Consider the following 18,488-nt stretch of genomic DNA (forward strand, 5'->3'; position numbering starts at 1 on the left):
GAGCCGAGACACCGAATTGCGGCAATGCCATTCGATCCGACCGGCGGCCAACCGAGAGATCGGCCGTGAAGTGGTGGTCGAACTTCCCACCGGGAGGGGTTCAACTGCGCGAAGCAGTCTTCGGACACGGCCTCTTTACAACCAAAGACCCCAAGTCATGGAACTGGGACCTCGAGAATCTGGGCAGGCATTGCGCCGAAGCGTGGCGAGACGACTTGCTGGAGGAGGACCGCACATGGGCAGAGCGGCACCGCAAGAAGTTCAGGCGGTGGATTGACGATTCGCGCCCCTTGGGCGTCGGCCAAAGAAACGCAGGCGCTCTCCCGAGCCGCCACGGACGCCTCGACGGACACCAGGCCCCACCTTGGCCGATGCTGCTGGAAGCCGTCCAGAGCGCATTCTTTTTCATGCTCGAGGCCTTCAAGAAAGAGCACGGGGGCACAAGCGAGCTCGCTCCGATTGACCCCACGTCTCGCCTCCACAGGACCTATTTCTGGCGAACGCTGACGTCCGACGATACGGCCGCGGAGATCCGGGCCGAGGCGCTCCGCGCCTTTCGTAGGGGATTTCGGATCGGTCGCCGAGGAAAACCGAGGACGTTGACGCGGCCCATCCCGCCGATGCTGACGTCACCCCGTTACTGGGGGGGACCCGGATTTCCTGAGTTCCCCGGACCGAGCGCCGCGCGCGAGCGCGCAATCAAGGCGCTGCCGTTTCCAGCGAATCGAGAGGAGCTTACGGCGCGCGAGGAGGAACTGCGCACGCTGTATGCGACCGCATGGCGAGACGATGTGCCGGAGGAGGACCGCATCTGGGCAGCAGCGTACCGCGACGCGTGCACGATGTCGGTCAACAGTCCCCGGCGAAACGCCCTCGCGCAAAACGCCTACGAAGGCTATCTCCAGAGCAGCGATGGACGCTTCGGTGGGGAGCCTGCTCGGCCGTGGCCGAGCCTGAGCCACGTCGCCTCGGAACCATGGCGTTCTTTCGTGGACCGCGTCGAGGAGGCGCCCGAAGGCGAGAGCGAGTTCGCGACGACCGAGGCGGCCGTGTGGGAATACTGGGACACGCTCTACCAGGAGGCCCCGCCATGGGACAGCGACCCGGATCGGATGCACTGGCTCCCAGCGGTCCGCGCCGCTCGAAGGAAGGCGCAGGCCGACGATGGTCCGCCGGCGATGGGCAGGTAGCGCTCGGACGGGGTCGCGCGCCGGGCTCGTCGCGCTGTCGCTCCTGCCCGCGGTCGCGCGGGCGGAAGAGGGCGCGCCGCCGCGCTGGGAGATCGACGTCAAGGCGACCTACGTCGTGCTAGGGCCGCGTGCCACGCGCGCGACGGGCGGCATCATGCCGTCGGTCACCGGCTTGCGCCGATGGCCCGTCCGCAACGCGGTGGACATCGGCATCGGCGCCGACGTGGGCCTCTTCGGTCTGAGCGGCGACGCGCGCTGGCTCGGCGTGCTGACCGGCCCCACGGCGGCCGTCCGGGGCACGCCGTTCCGTGCGCCCCTGTCGTTCGAGCTCGCGGCGCGGCTCGACTTCGGGCGCATCCCTGTGTGCAACGCATGGGGGTTGTGCCTGCGGTATCTTGGATTCTTCCCGGCCCTGGAGGCCGGCGCGGCCTATCTATCGACGCAGCATGTGGCGATCGTGGCAACGTGCGGTGTCCGCTTCATCACGACGCTCGCGTGGTCGGGTGTCAGCGTGGAGCCTGCAGCGGCAGGTCGAATCTTCTGGTAGGTATGCCCCCAATGGGCGGAGAACCCACCGGCCCCACCGGCGGTCACCCTGGAGGTTACTGATGAATCTTTCGATGGGGGAGACGAAGTCCCCCGTGCCTCGCGTCGTGCGCGAGGTGGCCATCGGACACGCGCTGTTCTCGACCAAGCATCCCGAAGAATGGAAGTCGCTCTTCGAGGAACTGGGCAAGCTGTGCGCCGAAGTATGGCACGACGATCTGCCGGAGAGGGACCGCGCATGGGCGGCGGCGCACCGCGAGAGCTTCAGGAAGTGGGTCGATGACGGTCCGCCCGAGAGAGCGCGACAGCCCCAGTAGATCCCGCCCGGCTAGTCGGCCCCGCTGCAGTCCGAGACGTGAAAGACCGCCGTCTCCACGCGCGCCGTTGCCCCGTCGAAGAGCCGGATGATGTCACACGGCCCCGCCGACACGTCGGCCTCGTACGGGTCGGTTGGCTGCTCCTGGACGATAATCTCACACGGACCCTGGTAGAGATCTCCGTCGATCGTCGCAGATACATGAGGCAGGCCGCCCCCGTCCATGACGTTGATGAACGAAAGCCGGGCGTCATCCCCCTTTTCGACCACCACGCTGAGGCCACCGGAGTTCCGCACGACGCACAGGCCTGTCGGATCGTCGTCCAGGCCTACAAGTTTCGTTCCGTTGCCACCGGTGTCAATCACCAGCTCTTCGCCAGCGCGCGTCACAACCGCCTTGCCCGAGACCTCGGGCTCGGCTTGAGCGAGGCACCCTCCACCCGAACTCCACACGACAACCCAGAACAGCGGCGAGAGCGCACGTGCGAGAGAATTTGCCATCGGCTCGCTCATGTCGTGCATTCGCCGAAGCTTAGAGGGATCACCGTCGGCGGGTGCCCCGCGGGCGTGCAGCACATCACGTGCTCTTCTCCATTCTCCTCGACATACACCGCGCGATCCTCGTATCCCTCGTAGCAGATCTCCTCGTCCTCGGTCGGGATCACGCAAAGGGTGTACCCGTCCGGGAGGTCATCGCGAACGACGCCCGCACAAGCACGTGCGAACGACGGCGACTCAGGTGAGGTGGAGGTATCTTCCCGCCAGCCATCCCAGAGGACCTCCGTCTCTTCCGCACAGTCTTGCACCTCGTTCTGCGTGCCCTTCCAGAGCCACACGGCACGATCGCCCTCGTGGGGCCCTGTGCCAGGGCAGTCGCGGTCGGGGACACAACCTACCGCGGCCGCAGCGCCGATGAACAGAAGAACACATCGCATCGACAGAAGCCCTCCTAGTACATCGCAGGACCACAGCTCACATCGCCGGCCTCGCAGTACGGCAGGCGCGGCTCGGCTCTTGTCGCCACGCTCATTTGCCGCGGGAGCGCGGTGCGCGGCCGGTCGTCCGCTTCCCTCAACGCGGTCGGCGCCGAGCCGAGCGTTCGCGTCCAGCGCTGCACCTTTCGTGGCGGCGAGATCGTATCCACCAGGAGCGCTGCGTGCTTCTCCGCGCGGAGCATGACCCGAGCCGGGTGGGTGAGGCAGAACACCGCGGCGCCTATCGCAGCCAACGCAGCAAACGAAGCAGCGATTCGTAGGGGGAGTGACCGACGCGGCGTTCCGGAAGGCCTGCGCCGGGCGGCCATGAGCTCTCGGTCCGGTTGCCGGATCAACGACGGTGGCGGAGGTAGGACCGGCTCCTTCGGAGTGGAGGCCGGCCACGAGGGCACATCGAGCGGGGGAACCTGCGGCAGCGGAGGCTCGCCCTCGTTCGACGGTGCAACCCCCGATGGCGCAGCCCCGGGCGCGACCTCGGCCGGTCGAGTATCCGGGCCGTCCATCACTGATGCTGGCGACCGTGGCCCTTCCAGGTGTGAGCTGCGCAGCGTTGACGGCGCTGCGCCAGCGCTCGAAGCCCGGTCATCACGGCGGCTCGGCGCCTGATCCAACGTAGGCCATGCGTCCACGAGGTCTTCGAGCACGGTGATGAAGTGGTTGACGTTCCTGTATCTGCGACGCGGATCCTCGGCCAGGGCCATCTCGATCGCGGCGGCGACAGCGCGTGGGGTGTCGTTCGGGATGACCGGGGTGATACGCCGCGCCCCCAGCTCACCAGTCTGGCCGACGTCCAGCGAGCGACGGCACACGAGCTCGTACAGCAGGGCCCCGAGGCCGTAGACATCCGCCCGTGGGCCAACACGGTCGCCGCTCAGCAGCTCCGGCGCCACCAGCGGCTCTCGTGCGGCTTCGTGCGGCTCGATCCGGAACAACCTGACCAGGCCGAACTGGCGGATGCAGTAGTCACGCTGCGACGTGATGAACACGCGCTCCGGACTCAGCGCCCCATGGCACCAGCCCAGCGCGTGGCAACGCTCGATCGTGCTGGCGATCTCGATCACCATCCGCAGCGCGGTCACCCCGAGATCGGCCCCGCCGATTGCGTCCTTGATGCCGATGCCGTCGCTTCGCCGGCACGCGACCCAGGCAGATAGGCCGCTTGCGTCGCCATAGAGAACGGGCTCGATCTGCAGCACCGCTCGCGAGATATCCTGCAGCCGCTTCAGCTCGGACGTGAAGGCGTTCCTATCCAAGGCCTGGCCCTCACGAACGTGCAACCAGACCGTCGCTCCCTCATCGCCTACTTGCCGGGCGAGGAACGTGCGGACCATGCCATCGTGAACCTCGCCGAGGATCCGGTGACCTTCCCAGACGGTACCAGGCTCTACCACGAGAACCGCACCTCCGCGCCAGCCCTGCGCGCGCGGATCTGAGTGCCATTCGGCAGCACCGCAACCGCGAGTGTCGCGGCACCGAGCGCGGTCCCGGCAACAAGCGCTGCCGTGCTGAGGTGCTGTTTTACCTCGACGGCCTGCTGCTCTCTTCGAAACACGCCCGAAGTCTGGATGTCCGAGTGGGGCTTGCACATCTCATCCCTCAAGGCCGTGTCCTCGATCGATGCCACGATGTGCAGCACGATTCCTGAGACCAGGAACGCGCCCGACGCCGCGGACCCCGTATAAAGCAGCCACGGCGCCGGGGGGCCAGCTTGCCGTGTCGGAGCGCCCGCCAACGTCGCCTTCAGCGGAGCGACCGAGCGCACGCTCGCCGGTTCGGCGCTCAGGAGGACGACGCGCGATTCTCTCGCTGTGACGTGCACCATGGAGCGTACCTTGCGGCCATCCGGCAACATCGCCGTGATCTCATGCTGCCCAGGCGCGACATAGATCTGACCGCTCTCGTCCACGAGGCGCCCGTCCACGAGCACGGGCGCCGCCCCCGCGGGCGCGAACACGTGGAGCTGCGCCACCTCAAGCCGCACCGCGGCCAGATCCGCGTGCCGCGTCTCGTAAAGTCGCCGCTCCCTGGGCGTGGCCGGCGGGCGCATCTCCTGCACACACCGCGTGAGCTCCACCACGGCGTCCACCCAGCGCCCGAGTCGGCGGTCGAGCTGCCCGAGCTGGCAGATCCCCACCGTAGATCGCTCGATATCGTAGATCTGCGCCCACAGGTCGCGAGCGCGCGCGATGTCGAGGCGCTCCAAGGCGGCCTCTGCCTCCTTGATCAAAGCTGTCACGCGCGGCGACCGTGACGGCGGCGGCGCGGCGAACGCTGGATCGAGCGCGAGGAGGAACATCGCGACGGCCGCCACGTGCGACCAACAGATGACCAGCGCAGAACGCAGCAAAGCGCACCTCGGCCCTACGAAGGGGACCGGATGCCGCGCCGGCCCAATCCGGCGCGGTACCGCCTTTTCAGCTCAGCCTCGGCATCGGCTGGAGCGGCGTCCATCCCTCGGGCAGACGTGCACTAACATAGGTCTGCCTGCGCTTTGAATCCCCTATAGGCCGAATTTGCTCTCGCGAACGCATTGCGAATCGCGGCCCCAAATTCTCACCAAATCGCCCTCGTGGATTGCCGGCAGTCCGCTTGCGCCAAGGTGCCGCCCGGCGGCGATCGCCGGTGCTCCGCTGCGCCCGCCGGCTCGCGGCTCATCCCCGGCCTTCCTCGACCGTAGGCGCAGCGGCCCACCCCTCGCGAGATACGAGCTCGGACACGCGCGCGCGGACTTCATCGCGGATCTCTCGCACGCGCTCCACCGGCTTGCCCTTGGGGTCTTCGAGGGGCCAGTCGTCACGGCGAAGCCCTGGAACCACGGGGCACACCTCCCCGCATCCCATGGTGACGAGCAGCGCCGCCTGGCTCGCCAGCGCATCGGTCAGCCGCTGGGGCTTCACGGCCGAGAGATCGATCCCCTCCTCCGCCATCGCGGCGAGCACTTCGGGATGGACGCGCGGGCCGGGCTCCGTACCGGCCGAGATGGCGCGCGCCTTGGACGGGTCGGACAGGGCGTTGAACCACGCTGCGGCCATCTGAGAGCGGCCCGCGTTGTGAACGCAGGCAAAGAGCACGGTCTTCATGGAACATCCTCCGGAGACGCGCGTTCGATCACGCGATCGGCGACCTTGGGCAGGGCAGGAACGAGCCAGCGAAATGTCATCGTTGCCGCCGCTGCCCCTGCGAGCTGTGCAACGATGAACCCCGGCGCGTCGGCCGGACGGATGCCGGCGAACGAATCGCTTGCGGCCCTGGCGAGCGTCACGGCCGGGTTGGCGAACGACGTCGACGAGGTGAACCAGTAAGCGGCCGTGATGTAGGCACCGACGGCGAAAGGAACCGCCTCGGCCCGTCTCCGGACACCGCCCCAGATGACGGCGAGCAACCCGAACGTCGCCACGAACTCGCTCACCATCTGGGCGGCCCCTGAGCGCTCATGGTGCGATGCCGAGAAGAGGGCCTCGCCGAACATGACGTGAGCCACGGCGACGCCCGTGAAGGCGCCGGCAACCTGGGCCAGGAGGTAGGCAGGCACCTCGCGCCAGGAGAGCCCGCCCTGGCTTGCGTCGGCGAGCGTGACGGCTGGGTTGAAGTGCGCACCGGAGATCGACCCGAAGGTCAGGATGAGCGCCACCAAGGCGGCCCCCGTCGCGATCGTGTTCGCGAGCAGGGCAATCGCCACGTTCCCGCCAGCAAGACGCTCGGCCATGATCCCGGACCCGACCACGGTCGCGAGCAGCAGGGCCGTCCCGAGCGCCTCAGCGACAGCTCTGCGGGCGAGATCAGCGCGCGGCGGCATCGTTGAGCTTGGACGGGACGCAGCACCCAGGCGCGCAGCACGCGGCATCGCTCTTCGAGGGAATCGCGAGCTGGCTCCCCATCACGGCCGCGTCGCCCTTCACCACGAACACCTCCCACGAGTTGCCGTCGGGGTCCTCGATCCAGACCTTGTCCTGCACCGCGTAGCAGCAGGCCGTGTCCTCCTCCGTGAAGGTCTTGAGTTCCGCGGCCTCGAAGCGGCTCTTGGCCTCGAGCACATCCTCGGTGCTCGCCACCTGCACGCCGAAGTGGCTCGCGTTGACGCCAGTACGCGCTGCCTCCTGCATGGTGAGGTTCAAGGAAGGCGACGCGAGATCGAACTTCGCGTAGCCGGGACGACGCTTCGAGGCGCGTGCGCCGAAGGCCTTCTCGTAGAACGCAACCGAGGCGTCGATGTTGGAGACGTTGAGCGAAATATGAGGCTTGAGGACATTCATCGCGCGCTCTCCTTCCAAAAATATCGAAATAGAGGGGCAAAAAAAAATCAGCAGCACCCCTTGCCGCGCTTGCAGCAGTCCTCCCACAGGTACGCTGTGAGAGCTCGGAGCGCGCCGTAGTCGGCGCTGTAGTAGTGAAACGTCCCTTCCCCTCGCGTTCTCAGGACGCCGGCATCTACGAGCCGCTTCAGGTGATGGCTCAGCGTCGAAGCGGCCAGTCCGACGTGCGCCTGGATGTCGCCGGCGGAGGCGCCCTCCGTGCCGGCCTGTACCACGAAGCGCAGGACAGCCAGCCGCACGGGGTGACCCAGCGCGGCGAGCTGTTCGGCGTGGCGCTCAAGCGTCGACGGCACGCCTTACTTCTAAGAATGTCGAAGCATCGACGCAAGCCCTTCTTCCAGAAAATTTGAAATACGAGCTGGTGCCACGTCTGGTGCCCTGAGAGAGCGCGCGCGGGGAACCTCGGCGCCGTGAAACCGCCGCTCAGCCGAACCGGTAGTGCTTCCGCACCGGCGAGCGCACCTCCCAGGTGCAGCTCAGCCCCGCGGGGAACGTCACCAGATCCCCTGCCTGGATCCGCACCGGCGCGCCGCCGCCCTCCGCGGGCGTCACGACCACGTCGCCCTCGAGCAGGTAGCAGATCTCCCGCTCGTCGTAGTGCCACGAGAAGGTCGACACCTCCTTCGTCCAGATGGGCCAGCCGCGCGCCCCGAGCTTCGCCAGCTGCTCCTCCGACGGACCGTGCTCCAGCTTGATCGACTCCATGGCTCCTCGTCCTCGCTCGACGCGCCGCCGGGCCCGCTGCCGGGGCGCCCTCCGCGATCGTCGCGGCGGATGCTACCAGCTCGGCTCGTCGCGGCGGCACAGGTCGCGCACCTCGCGCGCGATCAGCTCCATGCGCCCGAGGCTCGCGAGCAGCGCCTCCGCGCCTTCGCCGGGCGCGGCGAGCGTCGCCTCCACCCTGTCGGCGAAGCCCTCGGGGCACCGCGAGAGCGACCGCGTCCTCGGCAGGGCTCCCTTCTCGTTCGAGAGGTAGCGCTCGTTCAGCGCGAACAGCGCCTGCACCAGGCAGGCCGCAGCGCGGAACAGGCAGCCGCTCACGTAGAACACATCGCCGCGCCTCCCGGCCTTCTTCGCGGTGTCGATGGCGAAGCCGGACTCCCACAGGAACCTGTCGAGGAGCGCCCTCCGCAGGGCCGGCGGATAGGGCGTCACGAGCGCCTTCAGCGGAGCGAACGCGCCCTCCGGATCGAAGAGCGGCCGGCAGTCGTGGACATCGGCCAGGTAGTTGGCGCTGAGGAAGCCGTGCGGGTGCCCGGGCTGGTAGTCGCACGTCACCTGCCCCGCCCGGCACTCCTCGATCACGCGCCGCACGCGCGCGAGATCCCGGTAGAGCCAGTCGACCCGGTGCCCCTCGATCTCCAGCCACGCGCCGCCGTTGATCCAGGGCCCCCAGGCGCCGGGCGGCGTGACGACGTCCTCGGCGGCGCTCGCGTGGAGCTCCCGCGCGAGCGGCGCCACGTCGCCCTCAGCGCCGCCCGCGCAGAGCTCCCGCGCGAGCGCGCGCAGCGCCGCGAGGTCGGGCGGGCTCTCGGGCTCGTAATAGATGCCCAGATCGACGTCCGAGTCCGGGTGGCCCGCGCCGCGAGCGCGCGATCCGCCCAGCACGACCGCCACCACGCCCGGGATCGCGCCGAGGCGAGCCGCCACGCGCGCCGCCATGTCCAGTGCCTCGTCCATGCCGCCTCCTGTCGATCCGCCCGCTGCGACGCGGCGACCCTAGCATCGCGGCGCCCGCGCCGTCCCGCCGCGGCCGCGCCGTCCCGCCGCATCCGCTGCGCCCTCGGCGCCCCGCCCGCTGTGCCTGCGCCCGCCGTTCTGCTACACGGCAACCCGTGCCCGACCTCATCGTCCACCCGGCGGAGCGGCCGCTCATCGGGAGCGTGCCGGTCCCTGCGGACAAGAGCATCGCCCACCGAGCGCTCCTCCTCGCTGCGCTCGCCACCGGGCAGAGCCGCATCCGGGGCGGGACGCTCGGCGGCGACGTCCTCTCGACCGTGGGCGCGCTGCGCGCCATGGGCGTCCGCGTCGAGGAGCCGTCGCCGGGCGACCTCGTCGTCCACGGCGCCGGGCTCTCCGGCCTCCGCGCCCCCGACGGCCCCATCGACTGCGGCAACTCCGGCACCACGATGCGCCTCCTCGCGGGCATCCTCGTCGCCCAGCGCTTCGCCGCGCGGCTCGTCGGCGACCCGTCGCTCTCGCGCCGCCCCATGGAGCGCGTCGCGAAGCCGCTCCGGCTCCGCGGCGGGCGCATCGAGGGGCAGCTCGATCCGCGCAAGATCGGCGAGATCACGGCGCCGCTCGACGTCGGACCGCTCCCCGAGCCGCACGTGCTCTCGTCGATCGAGCACGAGATCCCCATCCCGTGCGACCAGGTGAAGAGCGCCCTCCTCCTCTCCGGCCTCTACGCCGACGGCCCGACGTTCGTGCGCGAGCCGATCGTCTCGCGCGATCACACCGAGCGCATGCTCACCGCGCTCGGCGTGCCGATCGACTCGGTCGGCGCGATGGTCTGCCTCGACGCGACCCGCTTCTCCGGCGCGCTCCCGGCGTTCGAGCTCGACGTGCCCGGCGACCTCTCCGCGGCCGCGTTCCTCGTCGCCGCCGCGCAGATCGTCCCGGGGAGCCGCGTGACCGCGCGGCGCGTGGGCCTCAACCCGACGCGCACCGGGCTGCTCGAGGTGCTGCGCGACATGGATGGCGGCGTCGCCGTCGAGATCAAGGGAGAGGCCCTCGGCGAGCCCACCGGCGATGTCCACGTCGCGTCCGCCTCCTCCAGCGCCGGCCTTCGCGCCGGGCGCGCGGGCGGCGAGCTCGCGTCGCGCGCCATCGACGAGCTGCCGATCCTGCTCGGCCTCGGCGCGCGGGCGCGCGGCCTTACCGAGGTGTTCGACGCGCGGGAGCTGCGCGCGCAGGAGACCGATCGCATCGCGGCGATGGCGTCCGTGCTCGGCGCCTTCGGCCTGCGCTGCGAGGAGCGCACCGACGGGCTCGTCGTCGAGGGCAGGCCCGACCGGCCGCTCGACGCGGCCGACGTCGACAGCCGCGGCGATCACCGCATCGCGATGACGGCCGCCGTGCTCGGGCTCGCCGCCGGCGGGCCCACGCGCGTGCGCGACGCGGGCTGCATCGCGACCAGCTTTCCCCTCTTCGTCGGGACGCTGCGCGCCCTGGGCGCGCGCATCGAGGTCGAGGGCGCCCGCGCCGCGTGAGCGCGCGATCGGTGAGCGAGAGAGAGGAGGAGGAGCGCAGGTGACGGAACGACAACGACAGGACGACGCGCACCACCTCCCGGCCCGGGACGAGCCCCGGCGGCTGCGCGTCGCGATCGACGGACCGGCCGGCGCCGGCAAGGGCACCGTCGCGCGGGGGCTCGCCGAGCGGCTCGGCTACCTGCTCGTCGACACCGGCGCGATCTACCGCGCCGTCGCGCTCGCGGCCCGCCGCGCGAGCCTCCTGTGGGAAGAGGAGGGCGAGATCGGCGCGCTCGCCGAGGATCTCGCGCGCGGCGGGCGCATCGCACTGGAGCGGAGCCCGCACGGCGTGGCGCCCGACTCCTCCGCCCCCCCGCCCGAGAACGCCCCGGCCCAGTCGAGCCTTGGGGGCAGCGGCATGCGCGTGCTGCTCGACGGCGAGGACGTCTCCAGCGCGATCCGCGCGCCCGAGATCAGCCTCGGGGCGAGCCGGGTCTCGGCCATCCCCGCCGTGCGCAAGGCGCTGCTCGCGATGCAGCGGCAGGCCGGCGCGGGCGGCGGCGTGGTGCTCGAGGGCCGCGACATCGGCACCGTGGTGTTCCCGGACGCCGAGGTGAAGTTCTTCCTGACGGCGCCGGCCGAGATCCGCGCGAAGCGGCGGTACGACGAGCTCGTCGCGCGCGGCATGCCCGTCAGCTTCGAGGCGACGCTCTCCGACGTGCTCCGCCGCGACAAGGCCGACAGCGAGCGCGCCGTCGCGCCGCTCCGCAAGGCCGACGACGCGATCCTCGTCGACTCCGGGCACAGGAGCCCGCAGGAGATCATCGACGAGATGGCGACCCTCGTGGAGATCCGTGCGCGCGGCGGCTGAGGTCCGCGCCGCCGCCGTCGCCGCCGCCGCCCTGATGGCGCTCGGGCTCCCGGGCTGCGGGGACGCCGCATCGCGCGCGGGCGGCGGTCACCCCGCGCGCGATGCGGCGAACCCCGCCGGCCCGCGCGTCGTGCGGCGCATCGAGCCGGCCGATCTGCTCCCGGCCGATCTCGATCTCGTCGTGCGCGTCGACGTCGCCCGCATGCGCGACGGCCTGGGCCAGGCGGCCTCGGACGAGCTCGCCCGGCGCGCGCTCGACGAGGCGCCCGACGAGGTGCTGGAGAGCGCCCTCCAGCGCGCCGACGTCGTCTGGCTCGGCCTGCGGCTCGCCGATCTCGAGGAGGGCGATCGCGTGGTCGTCCTCGAGGGCCGGATGGCCGGGTTCACGCCCGATCTCGGCCTCTGGAAGCCGGCGCCGGCAGCGCAGGACGGCGGCACGGTTGACCGCGTCGCCGTCTTCGACCACCGCGGCGGCGTCGCGGGATCGCGCGCCGACACGGCGCGGATCATCGCGCTCGGCGATCGCGCCGTCGCGCTCGTGTCGGCGGTCGAGGTCAGCAGCGTCGCGCGCGTCCTCCGCGACGGCCCCGACGCGCACCGCGGCGACCCGGCTGCCGAGGGGCTCGTGAGCCTCGACCTGCGCGCGCGCCGGCTGCCCCCCTACCTCGCGCGGCGCTTCCCGTCGATCGGCGCGCTCGTCGCCGGCGTCGCGCGCGTCCGCGCTGTGGCGTCCCTCCACGACGAAGGGGTGCGCCTCGACGTGGAGCTCGTCGGCGTCGACGCAGCCGGCGCGGCGCGTGCCCGCCGGTTCCTCGAGGTGTTCCGCGACAACGTCGAGGATGTACGTTACGCCGATCTGATGAAGGAGCTCTCGATCGAGCAGGTGGAGAGCACCGTGCGGGTCCGCTGGCTCTTTCCTGCGCCGCTCGTGCTCGCCCTGCTGTCCGGGCGCTCCCCCGCATGAACCGATGCCTGACACCCTGATCGAAGAACCGATCCGACCCACCGTGACCGACGACCTCGCGGCGTCCGAGGGCGACCCCGCGCCGGCGCCGGGGGCCGCCCCCGCAGACGCGCGCCCCTCGCCGCCCGGCGAAGGCGCCCCCGCCGCCCCGCAGCGCCCGGGCCGCCCCCGCGGGGCCGCGTGCCTCGTGCTCGCGATCGCGCTCGCCGCGTTGCTCGCCGGCGCGGCGCTCGGCGTCTACCTCCTCTTCTGGCGCTATGTGCCGACCGCCCGGCAGCACATCCCGGGCGACGCGAACATCGTGGTCCGCCTCGAGACCGCCGACCTCGCGCTCTTCGGCCCCGTGCGCCAGCACTTCCTCCCGCTGCTCGACGACGCGCCCCAGACCACGTCGCGCAAAGCCCGCATCGAGGCGGCCACCGGCCTCGATTTCCCGTCGGATCTGCGCGAGATCGTCGTCGCGTCGACCGACGCAACGAGCTGGGTCGCGCTCGCGGGCGGGCGCATCCCGAAGGGCCGCTTCGTGTCCGGCATGGAGAAGGTCGCCCGCGACGAGGGCTGGGCCGGCGTTCGTCGCGAGGGCGAGCTCCTCCTTGTCGGGCCGCGCGCCGTGCTCGGCCAGGCCGACGACGGCACGCTCGTCCTCGGGACGGACGTCGAGATCGTGAAGGCCGCGCTGCCCACGTCCGACGAGTGGCGGCGCCTCGATCTGCCCGAGCAGGGCGCCGTCACCTTCGCGCTCACCAGCGCCGCGTGCTCCGGCGCCGCCGCCGCGGTCTCCGGCGTGCTGCCGCGGGCCGGAGCGCTGTTCCGCCGCATCGACCACGCCTCGGGCGCCCTCACGCTCGGCGCAGAGCCCGCGCTCTCGATGCTCCTCGCGCCCGCGTCGGGCGAGGCCGCCGCTGCGCTCGCCCCGGACACCCAGGCGCTCCTCGGCAGCCTCAAGCTCGCCCTCGCCATGCTCCCCGACGCCGTCGACGTCGTCGGCGCAGGCGCCGCGCTCGAGGGAGCCCAGGCCCTCGCGCAGGGAGAGCGCGTCGAGATCCGGACGAAATGGCCTTACGAGGGCCTCGATCGCGCCTGCGCAGAGCTCGCACACCGCGCCCGCGCCGCGCGCGACGCGCGCAACGCCGAAGGAAGCGCGCCGGGCGCCGCGCCCTGAGATCGCGCTGCTTTGAGCGGGCGGGCACATCCTTCCCACCAAAACGAACTGGACCTACAAAAACCTCCAGTGGCTCGGTCGTTGCATTGACAGAGGCCCCTCCTCAGACTACAGGCTCGCCTCTCCCGAGGGGCCCGGGTGCATCGGTACGCGTGTGCCTGCCCCTCCGCCGCTCGTGCGTGGCACCTAGGGTCCACGCCTACGCCCGCGCGGCGAATCCCAGGGAAGGAAAGGAAACAAGAACGAACAACATGACTAGTAACATCCATATGGAGGCTGGCTCGTCCGGGGCGAGCATGGAGAGCTTTGCCGCGCTCTTCGAACAGAGCGTGGAGGGGGGCGATTTCGCGCGTGAAGGAGAGATCATCTCCGGCACCGTGGTCGCAGTGAACCGCGACTCCGTCGTGGTCGACATCGGCGGCAAGAGCGAGGGCGTGATCGCGCTCCGCGAGTTCGCGGATGCGGCGGGCCAGAGCGCCGTCAAGGCGGGCGACAAGGTCGACGTCTACATCGAGAGCCGTGAGAACGACGACGGCCTCGTGACCTTGTCGAAGGAGAAGGCCGACAAGATGAAGGTCTGGGATGAGATCTCGAACGCCTGCGAGGCGGACGAGCTCATCGAGGGCACGATCAGCCAGCGCGTGAAGGGCGGCCTCTCGGTCACCATCCGCGGCGGCGTGAAGGCCTTCCTCCCGGGCTCTCAGGTCGATCTCCGCCCGATCCGCAACTTGGACAAGCTGATCGGCCAGACCTACAAGTTCAAGGTCATCAAGTTCAACAAGAAGCGCGGCAACATCGTGCTCTCGCGGCGCGTGCTCCTGGAGCGCGAGCGCGACGAGATGAAGGCCAAGACGCTTGAGACGTTGACGGAAGGGATGACCGTCAAGGGGACCATCAAGAACATCACCGAGTACGGCGCGTTCGTCGACCTCGGCGGGATCGATGGCCTCCTGCACATCACGGACATGTCGTGGGGCCGCGTGAACCACCCGAGCGAGGTGTTCCAGGTCGGCGACGAGGTCCTCGTGAAGGTCCTCAAGTACAACGCCGACACCGAGCGCGTCTCCCTGGGCCTCAAGCAGACCCAGGAGGACCCCTGGAACCACGCCGAGGAGGCGTACCCGGCGGGCAAGAAGGTCCGCGGCAAGGTCATGTCGATCACCGACTACGGCGCGTTCGTCGAGCTGGAGCCGGGCGTCGAGGGCCTCATCCACGTCAGCGAGATGAGCTGGACCAAGAAGGTCAAGCACCCGTCGAAGCTGCTCGAGGTGGGCCAGGAGCTCGAGTGCCAGGTGCTCGAGGTGGACGCGCGCGCGAAGCGCATCAGCCTCGGTCTCAAGCAGCTGGAGCCCGATCCGTGGATGCTGTTCACGGACAAGTACCACCCCGGCGACAAGATCGCGGGCAAGGTCCGGTCGCTCACCGACTACGGCGTCTTCGTCGGGATCGAGGAGGGCGTCGACGGCATGGTCCACAAGAGCGATCTCTCGTGGTCGGTGCGCGTCAACAACCCGAGCGACCTCTACCACAAGGGCGATGACGTCGAGGCGATCATCCTCTCGATCAACCACGACGAGAAGAAGGTCTCCCTCGGCATCAAGCAGCTCTGGGACGACCCGTGGCCGAGCATGCTGACGGAGTACCCGCCCGGCCGCGTCCTCGACGACGCCCAGGTGGTGAGCATCGTCGACTACGGCGTGTTCGTGCGGCTGCGCGAGGGCGTCGAGGGCCTGATCTCCCAGGGCGACGTGCAGGAGCCCGAGGAAGGCAAGCTCAAGGTCGGCGACAAGGTGAAGGCCGAGATCTCGTCGCTCGACACGGTCGATCGCCGGCTCTTCCTGACGATGAAGAACATCGGCATGGAGCGCCCCGCGCCCGTCCAGCGCCAGCAGCAGAAGCGCAAGGACGACGACGACAAGCCGGTGGCCGGGACGATCGGTGATCTCATCAAGGAGAAGTTCGGCGCCAAGCTCGACCTGAAGTGACGGTGCTCGGCGCGCGGCGTCGCTGACGCGGCCGCGCGCCAGGCGCTCACCCGCCGCACGCCAGGTGCGGCGGGCCGAGGGCGCCCCGGTGCCCCGGCTCGCCGTGTGGACCCGATGTCGATGAGAGGCGAGGCCCTCCCCAGGGCCTCGCCTCTTGCTTTTTCTGCGAGGCCGCGGACGATGCCGCGATGAGAGGCCTCCTCGCGCGCTCCGCCCTCGGGGCGCCCGTCCTCGCCGCCCTGGCGCTCAGCGCTCTTCCTGCCCGCGCCGACGGCCCCCGCGCCTCGGCCGCTGCCGCTGCCCGCGCCGGCGGCCCCCGCATCACGGCCGCTCCCGTTGCCCGCCGCGGCCCCCGCGCCTCGGCCGATCCCTGGGTGGGGTTCCCGGCGAAGCCGCCGGGGCGCGCCTACGCCCCGCTCCGCGCCGCCGACCCGTGGTTCGGCGATGACAAGATGCGCCATTTCTGCGCGTCAATCGCCCTTGCCGGCGGCGGCTATGCGCTCGGCTCGCTCACGACCAGCGATCTCCGCCAGCGGCTCGCGCTGGGCGCCGCGGTCGCGCTCGGTGCTGGGCTGGCGAAGGAGGTCTACGATGCCACAGGGCACGGCACCCCCTCGGTCCGCGACTTCGTCTGGGATGCGCTCGGCACCTCCGCCGGGCTTGGCCTCTCGCTCTGGTTCGATCTCGCGGCCACGCCGATCCAGTTCTGAGTCGACATCGACGGCGGAGCGGCGGAACGCGAGGCGCGCCTGCGCGGCGCGCCTGCGCGGCGCGCCTTCGCGGCAACTGCGAGCGCGACGCGGCGACGAGCGAGCGGTGGTCCCGCGCGCGTTGCCGCCGTGCTAGCGTCTCCGCGACATGGGCAACCCCCTGTGGGCGCCCTGGCGCATCGAGTACATCCTTGCGCCGAAGGGCCAGGCCGACTGCATCTTCTGCGGAGTCCCCCGCGCATCCGAGCAAGAACAGCGCGACCGGCTGGTCGTGGCGACGACCCGCCGCGCGTTCGTCATGCTCAACCGCTACCCGTTCGCGTCGGGCCACCTCCTCATCGTCCCGCACGCGCACGTCGCCTCGCTCGACGCGCTCGATCCAGCCGATCACGAGGCCCTCTTCCGCCTCGTGCGCGAGTCGACGACCCGCCTGCGCGCCGCGCTCAAGTGCGAGGGCATGAACGTCGGGATCAACCTTGGCACCGCGGCGGGCGCCGGGATCGCCGAGCACCTGCACGTCCACATCGTCCCGCGCTGGCCTGGCGACACCAACTTCATGCCGGTGCTCGCCGACGTCCGCGTCGTCCCGCAGGCGCTCGAGGCGACGCGTGACCACCTGCTCGGCTTCTTCGCCGACCTCCCCGCGTCGCTCGTCGACGAGGGCGCCCACGGCCGGGCCGCGCGCGGCGAGGCGCTGTGAGCGAAGGCCCCTCGCAGCGCACCGTGTTCCTGACGGTCAGCGCCGTCCTCACGGCGGCGCTGCTCATCGTCTCCCACGCGGTGCTGCTCCCGTTCGTGCTCGCGCTCGTGGTCGCCTACGTGCTCACGCCGGCGGTCCTCCGGCTCGAGCGCGCGCGCGTCCCGCGGTGGGCGGCGATCCTCGTCGTCTACGCGCTCGTTCTCTCCGGGATCGCGGGCTTCTTCGCCCTCAGCGTCCCGCGCCTCATCGCCGAGGGGAAGGCGCTCACCGCCGAGGCCCCGCGCCTCGCCGCGCGCCTGCGCGAGGAGTACCTGCCCGCGCTCGACGCGCGGCTCAACCGCTGGTCGGGCCGCGAGCCCGCGGCGGCGCCGCCGGCGATCGCGCCCGCCCAGGAGCCCGATCAGGCCGCGCGGGCGCCTGACTCCATCGCGGCCCCTGGAGGAGAGGAGGGCGTCGAGCGCCCGCCGATCCGCATCTTGCCCGGGTCGGACGGCTCGTTCGACGTGCAGATCGCCGACGACGTCGAGGTCCGCGAGACGCGCGACGGCGTCTGGCAGATCACGCAGGCGCGGCCGAGGCACCGCGGGCTCTCCAGCGCGAACATGCTCCAGGAGGGCTACGAGAAGGGGGCCGCCTACCTGAAGGAGAACTCGCTCGCGGTCCTCCGGATCGGGCAGGCGATCGCGACGGCCATCTCGCGCGGCATCTTCAACCTCTTCATGACGTTGATGCTCGCCGGCTACATCATCCTGACGCACGAGAAGATCCTGCGCTTCTTCCGCGAGCTCTGGCACCCGACCTCGCGCGACTCGTTCGATCGGTTCCTGCGCCGGCTCGACCGGGGGCTCTCCGGCGTCGTCCGCGGCCAGCTCCTGATCTGCCTCGTCAACGGCGTCCTCTCCGCGATCGGCTTCTGGCTCTTCGACCTCAAGTACTGGCCGATCCTCTCCGTCCTCGCGGCGGTGATGTCGCTGATCCCGATCTTCGGCTCGATCCTGAGCTCGGTCCCGGCGGTCCTCATCGGCCTCACGCAGTCGTTCGGCACGGCGGTCGGCGTGCTCGCGTGGATCGTCGGCATCCACCAGCTCGAGGCGAACTTCCTGAACCCGAAGATCATCGGCGATGCGGCGAAGATCCACCCGGTCCTCGTGGTGCTCTCGCTGCTGGTCGGCGAGCACTTCTTCCAGATCACCGGCGCGCTCTTCGCGGTCCCCTGCCTCTCGATCGCGCAGACGATCTTCCTCCACTTCCGCGAGTCGACGCTGGGCCTCGCCGATCCGACGGCCACGATCCCGCCGCAGCGCGGCGTCCCGATCATCGCCCCCGCGATCGAGCCGCTCCCGCCCCTGCGCGGCTTCGAGACCGCCCGCCCGGCCTCCACGCCTGTCCCCGCCCCCGAGCCCGAAGGCGAGCCCAGCGCCCGCAGCAGCGACCCCGACACGGCCGCGAGCTAGCTCCCCATCACGCGAGCCCCCCCCGGGGCCGATCAGCTCGTCCGTCCGCCTCCGCTGGCCGCTCCCCCGCAAGCCGGCTATGAGACCC

The 18,488-nt window shown here is 70.7% G+C and carries 21 protein-coding genes; 11 read left to right on the top strand and 10 right to left on the bottom strand.

All coding sequences use genetic code 11. The features are described 5' to 3' along the window. The first annotated feature begins 65 nt into the window (after nucleotides 1–65). The 3 genes from WME79_RS37510 to WME79_RS37520 all read left to right on the top strand — a co-directional run bounded on the left by WME79_RS37510 (nucleotide 66) and on the right by WME79_RS37520 (nucleotide 2,053). Nucleotides 66–1,190: a hypothetical protein gene (locus WME79_RS37510; protein WP_437525058.1), complete on the top strand. Its 1,125-nt coding sequence runs from the start codon at nucleotides 66–68 to the stop codon at nucleotides 1,188–1,190. After that, a complete protein-coding gene (locus tag WME79_RS37515; protein WP_437525060.1) occupies nucleotides 1,165–1,737 on the top strand; it encodes a hypothetical protein in 573 nt (190 codons plus the stop codon). The genes WME79_RS37510 and WME79_RS37515 overlap by 26 nt, the downstream gene beginning before the upstream one ends. 61 nt (nucleotides 1,738–1,798) lie before the next feature. Next, nucleotides 1,799–2,053, top strand: coding sequence for a hypothetical protein (locus tag WME79_RS37520; RefSeq protein WP_437525062.1), 255 nt, complete (start codon nucleotides 1,799–1,801; stop codon nucleotides 2,051–2,053). A gap of 11 nt (nucleotides 2,054–2,064) precedes the next feature. Here the strand turns inward: WME79_RS37520 and WME79_RS37525 are convergent, their stop codons facing one another. The 10 genes from WME79_RS37525 to WME79_RS37570 all read right to left on the bottom strand — a co-directional run bounded on the left by WME79_RS37525 (nucleotide 2,065) and on the right by WME79_RS37570 (nucleotide 9,040). Continuing rightward, the gene (locus tag WME79_RS37525; protein ID WP_437525064.1) at nucleotides 2,065–2,574 is read right to left on the bottom strand and encodes a hypothetical protein; all 510 of its coding nucleotides are present in this window, start codon (nucleotides 2,572–2,574) and stop codon (nucleotides 2,065–2,067) included. Further along, a complete protein-coding gene (locus WME79_RS37530) occupies nucleotides 2,562–2,987 on the bottom strand; it encodes a hypothetical protein (protein ID WP_437525066.1) in 426 nt (141 codons plus the stop codon). Before WME79_RS37530 ends, WME79_RS37525 begins: the two co-directional genes overlap by 13 nt. A 14-nt stretch (nucleotides 2,988–3,001) precedes the next feature. Then, nucleotides 3,002–4,378 (bottom strand): serine/threonine protein kinase, encoded by a 1,377-nt coding sequence (locus WME79_RS37535; protein WP_437525067.1) that lies wholly within the window; start codon nucleotides 4,376–4,378, stop codon nucleotides 3,002–3,004. Nucleotides 4,379–4,431: 53 nt separating this feature from the next. Further along, nucleotides 4,432–5,283, bottom strand: a complete 852-nt coding sequence (locus WME79_RS37540) for a hypothetical protein (protein WP_437525068.1) — start codon at nucleotides 5,281–5,283, stop codon at nucleotides 4,432–4,434. A gap of 415 nt (nucleotides 5,284–5,698) precedes the next feature. Further along, nucleotides 5,699–6,127 (bottom strand): arsenate reductase ArsC, encoded by a 429-nt coding sequence (locus WME79_RS37545; RefSeq protein WP_437525069.1) that lies wholly within the window; start codon nucleotides 6,125–6,127, stop codon nucleotides 5,699–5,701. Beyond that, nucleotides 6,124–6,843, bottom strand: a complete 720-nt coding sequence (locus WME79_RS37550; protein WP_437525071.1) for an MIP/aquaporin family protein — start codon at nucleotides 6,841–6,843, stop codon at nucleotides 6,124–6,126. Before WME79_RS37550 ends, WME79_RS37545 begins: the two co-directional genes overlap by 4 nt. Continuing rightward, complete coding sequence (locus WME79_RS37555; protein WP_437525072.1) at nucleotides 6,827–7,300, bottom strand: ArsI/CadI family heavy metal resistance metalloenzyme; 474 nt, start codon at nucleotides 7,298–7,300, stop codon at nucleotides 6,827–6,829. Before WME79_RS37555 ends, WME79_RS37550 begins: the two co-directional genes overlap by 17 nt. Nucleotides 7,301–7,347: 47 nt before the next feature. After that, the gene (locus WME79_RS37560; protein WP_437525074.1) at nucleotides 7,348–7,653 is read right to left on the bottom strand and encodes an ArsR/SmtB family transcription factor; all 306 of its coding nucleotides are present in this window, start codon (nucleotides 7,651–7,653) and stop codon (nucleotides 7,348–7,350) included. A 130-nt stretch (nucleotides 7,654–7,783) separates the two neighbouring features. Further along, complete coding sequence (locus WME79_RS37565) at nucleotides 7,784–8,065, bottom strand: cupin domain-containing protein (RefSeq protein WP_437525076.1); 282 nt, start codon at nucleotides 8,063–8,065, stop codon at nucleotides 7,784–7,786. A 72-nt stretch (nucleotides 8,066–8,137) separates the two neighbouring features. Next, nucleotides 8,138–9,040, bottom strand: a complete 903-nt coding sequence (locus tag WME79_RS37570) for a nucleotidyltransferase family protein (protein WP_437525078.1) — start codon at nucleotides 9,038–9,040, stop codon at nucleotides 8,138–8,140. 155 nt (nucleotides 9,041–9,195) lie between these two features. Here WME79_RS37570 and aroA point away from each other — a divergent pair, with 155 nt between their 5' ends. The 8 genes from aroA (at nucleotide 9,196) to WME79_RS37610 (ending at nucleotide 18,400) form a co-directional block, all read left to right on the top strand. Next, complete coding sequence (gene aroA / locus WME79_RS37575; RefSeq protein WP_437525080.1) at nucleotides 9,196–10,572, top strand: 3-phosphoshikimate 1-carboxyvinyltransferase; 1,377 nt, start codon at nucleotides 9,196–9,198, stop codon at nucleotides 10,570–10,572. A 40-nt stretch (nucleotides 10,573–10,612) separates the two neighbouring features. Next, nucleotides 10,613–11,425: a (d)CMP kinase gene (cmk, locus tag WME79_RS37580; RefSeq protein ID WP_437525082.1), complete on the top strand. Its 813-nt coding sequence runs from the start codon at nucleotides 10,613–10,615 to the stop codon at nucleotides 11,423–11,425. Then, nucleotides 11,409–12,389 (top strand): hypothetical protein, encoded by a 981-nt coding sequence (locus WME79_RS37585; RefSeq protein WP_437525084.1) that lies wholly within the window; start codon nucleotides 11,409–11,411, stop codon nucleotides 12,387–12,389. Before cmk ends, WME79_RS37585 begins: the two co-directional genes overlap by 17 nt. A 4-nt stretch (nucleotides 12,390–12,393) precedes the next feature. After that, nucleotides 12,394–13,551 (top strand): hypothetical protein, encoded by a 1,158-nt coding sequence (locus tag WME79_RS37590; RefSeq protein ID WP_437525086.1) that lies wholly within the window; start codon nucleotides 12,394–12,396, stop codon nucleotides 13,549–13,551. After that, on the top strand, nucleotides 13,443–15,536 hold the full coding sequence (locus WME79_RS37595; protein ID WP_437525088.1) for a 30S ribosomal protein S1: 2,094 nt from the start codon (nucleotides 13,443–13,445) through the stop codon (nucleotides 15,534–15,536). Before WME79_RS37590 ends, WME79_RS37595 begins: the two co-directional genes overlap by 109 nt. 188 nt (nucleotides 15,537–15,724) lie before the next feature. Then, nucleotides 15,725–16,246, top strand: coding sequence for a hypothetical protein (locus WME79_RS37600; RefSeq protein WP_437525090.1), 522 nt, complete (start codon nucleotides 15,725–15,727; stop codon nucleotides 16,244–16,246). Nucleotides 16,247–16,394: 148 nt separating this feature from the next. Continuing rightward, on the top strand, nucleotides 16,395–16,946 hold the full coding sequence (locus WME79_RS37605; RefSeq protein WP_437525092.1) for an HIT family protein: 552 nt from the start codon (nucleotides 16,395–16,397) through the stop codon (nucleotides 16,944–16,946). Next, nucleotides 16,943–18,400, top strand: a complete 1,458-nt coding sequence (locus tag WME79_RS37610; protein ID WP_437525094.1) for an AI-2E family transporter — start codon at nucleotides 16,943–16,945, stop codon at nucleotides 18,398–18,400. Before WME79_RS37605 ends, WME79_RS37610 begins: the two co-directional genes overlap by 4 nt. The last annotated feature ends 88 nt before the right edge of the window (nucleotides 18,401–18,488 follow it).

Origin of the sequence: Sorangium sp. So ce726 (assembly GCF_051521405.1) — a bacterium.
In the GTDB taxonomy this organism is placed as follows: domain Bacteria; phylum Myxococcota_A; class Polyangia; order Polyangiales; family Polyangiaceae; genus Sorangium.

Excerpts from the sequence above, each read along its gene's own strand:
- WME79_RS37520 (WP_437525062.1), top strand. The coding sequence starts at position 1,799 with ATGAATCTTTCGATGGGGGAGACGAAGTCCCCCGTGCCTCGCGTCGTG.
- WME79_RS37565 (WP_437525076.1), bottom strand. The coding sequence starts at position 8,065 with ATGGAGTCGATCAAGCTGGAGCACGGTCCGTCGGAGGAGCAGCTGGCG.
- WME79_RS37570 (WP_437525078.1), bottom strand. The coding sequence starts at position 9,040 with ATGGACGAGGCACTGGACATGGCGGCGCGCGTGGCGGCTCGCCTCGGC.
- WME79_RS37535 (WP_437525067.1), bottom strand. The coding sequence starts at position 4,378 with ATGGTCCGCACGTTCCTCGCCCGGCAAGTAGGCGATGAGGGAGCGACG.
- WME79_RS37550 (WP_437525071.1), bottom strand. The coding sequence starts at position 6,843 with ATGCCGCCGCGCGCTGATCTCGCCCGCAGAGCTGTCGCTGAGGCGCTC.
- WME79_RS37555 (WP_437525072.1), bottom strand. The coding sequence starts at position 7,300 with ATGAATGTCCTCAAGCCTCATATTTCGCTCAACGTCTCCAACATCGAC.
- WME79_RS37515 (WP_437525060.1), top strand. The coding sequence starts at position 1,165 with ATGGTCCGCCGGCGATGGGCAGGTAGCGCTCGGACGGGGTCGCGCGCC.
- WME79_RS37595 (WP_437525088.1), top strand. The coding sequence starts at position 13,443 with ATGGCCTTACGAGGGCCTCGATCGCGCCTGCGCAGAGCTCGCACACCG.
- WME79_RS37605 (WP_437525092.1), top strand. The coding sequence starts at position 16,395 with ATGGGCAACCCCCTGTGGGCGCCCTGGCGCATCGAGTACATCCTTGCG.
- WME79_RS37590 (WP_437525086.1), top strand. The coding sequence starts at position 12,394 with ATGCCTGACACCCTGATCGAAGAACCGATCCGACCCACCGTGACCGAC.
- WME79_RS37600 (WP_437525090.1), top strand. The coding sequence starts at position 15,725 with ATGAGAGGCCTCCTCGCGCGCTCCGCCCTCGGGGCGCCCGTCCTCGCC.
- WME79_RS37545 (WP_437525069.1), bottom strand. The coding sequence starts at position 6,127 with ATGAAGACCGTGCTCTTTGCCTGCGTTCACAACGCGGGCCGCTCTCAG.
- WME79_RS37525 (WP_437525064.1), bottom strand. The coding sequence starts at position 2,574 with ATGCACGACATGAGCGAGCCGATGGCAAATTCTCTCGCACGTGCGCTC.
- WME79_RS37530 (WP_437525066.1), bottom strand. The coding sequence starts at position 2,987 with ATGCGATGTGTTCTTCTGTTCATCGGCGCTGCGGCCGCGGTAGGTTGT.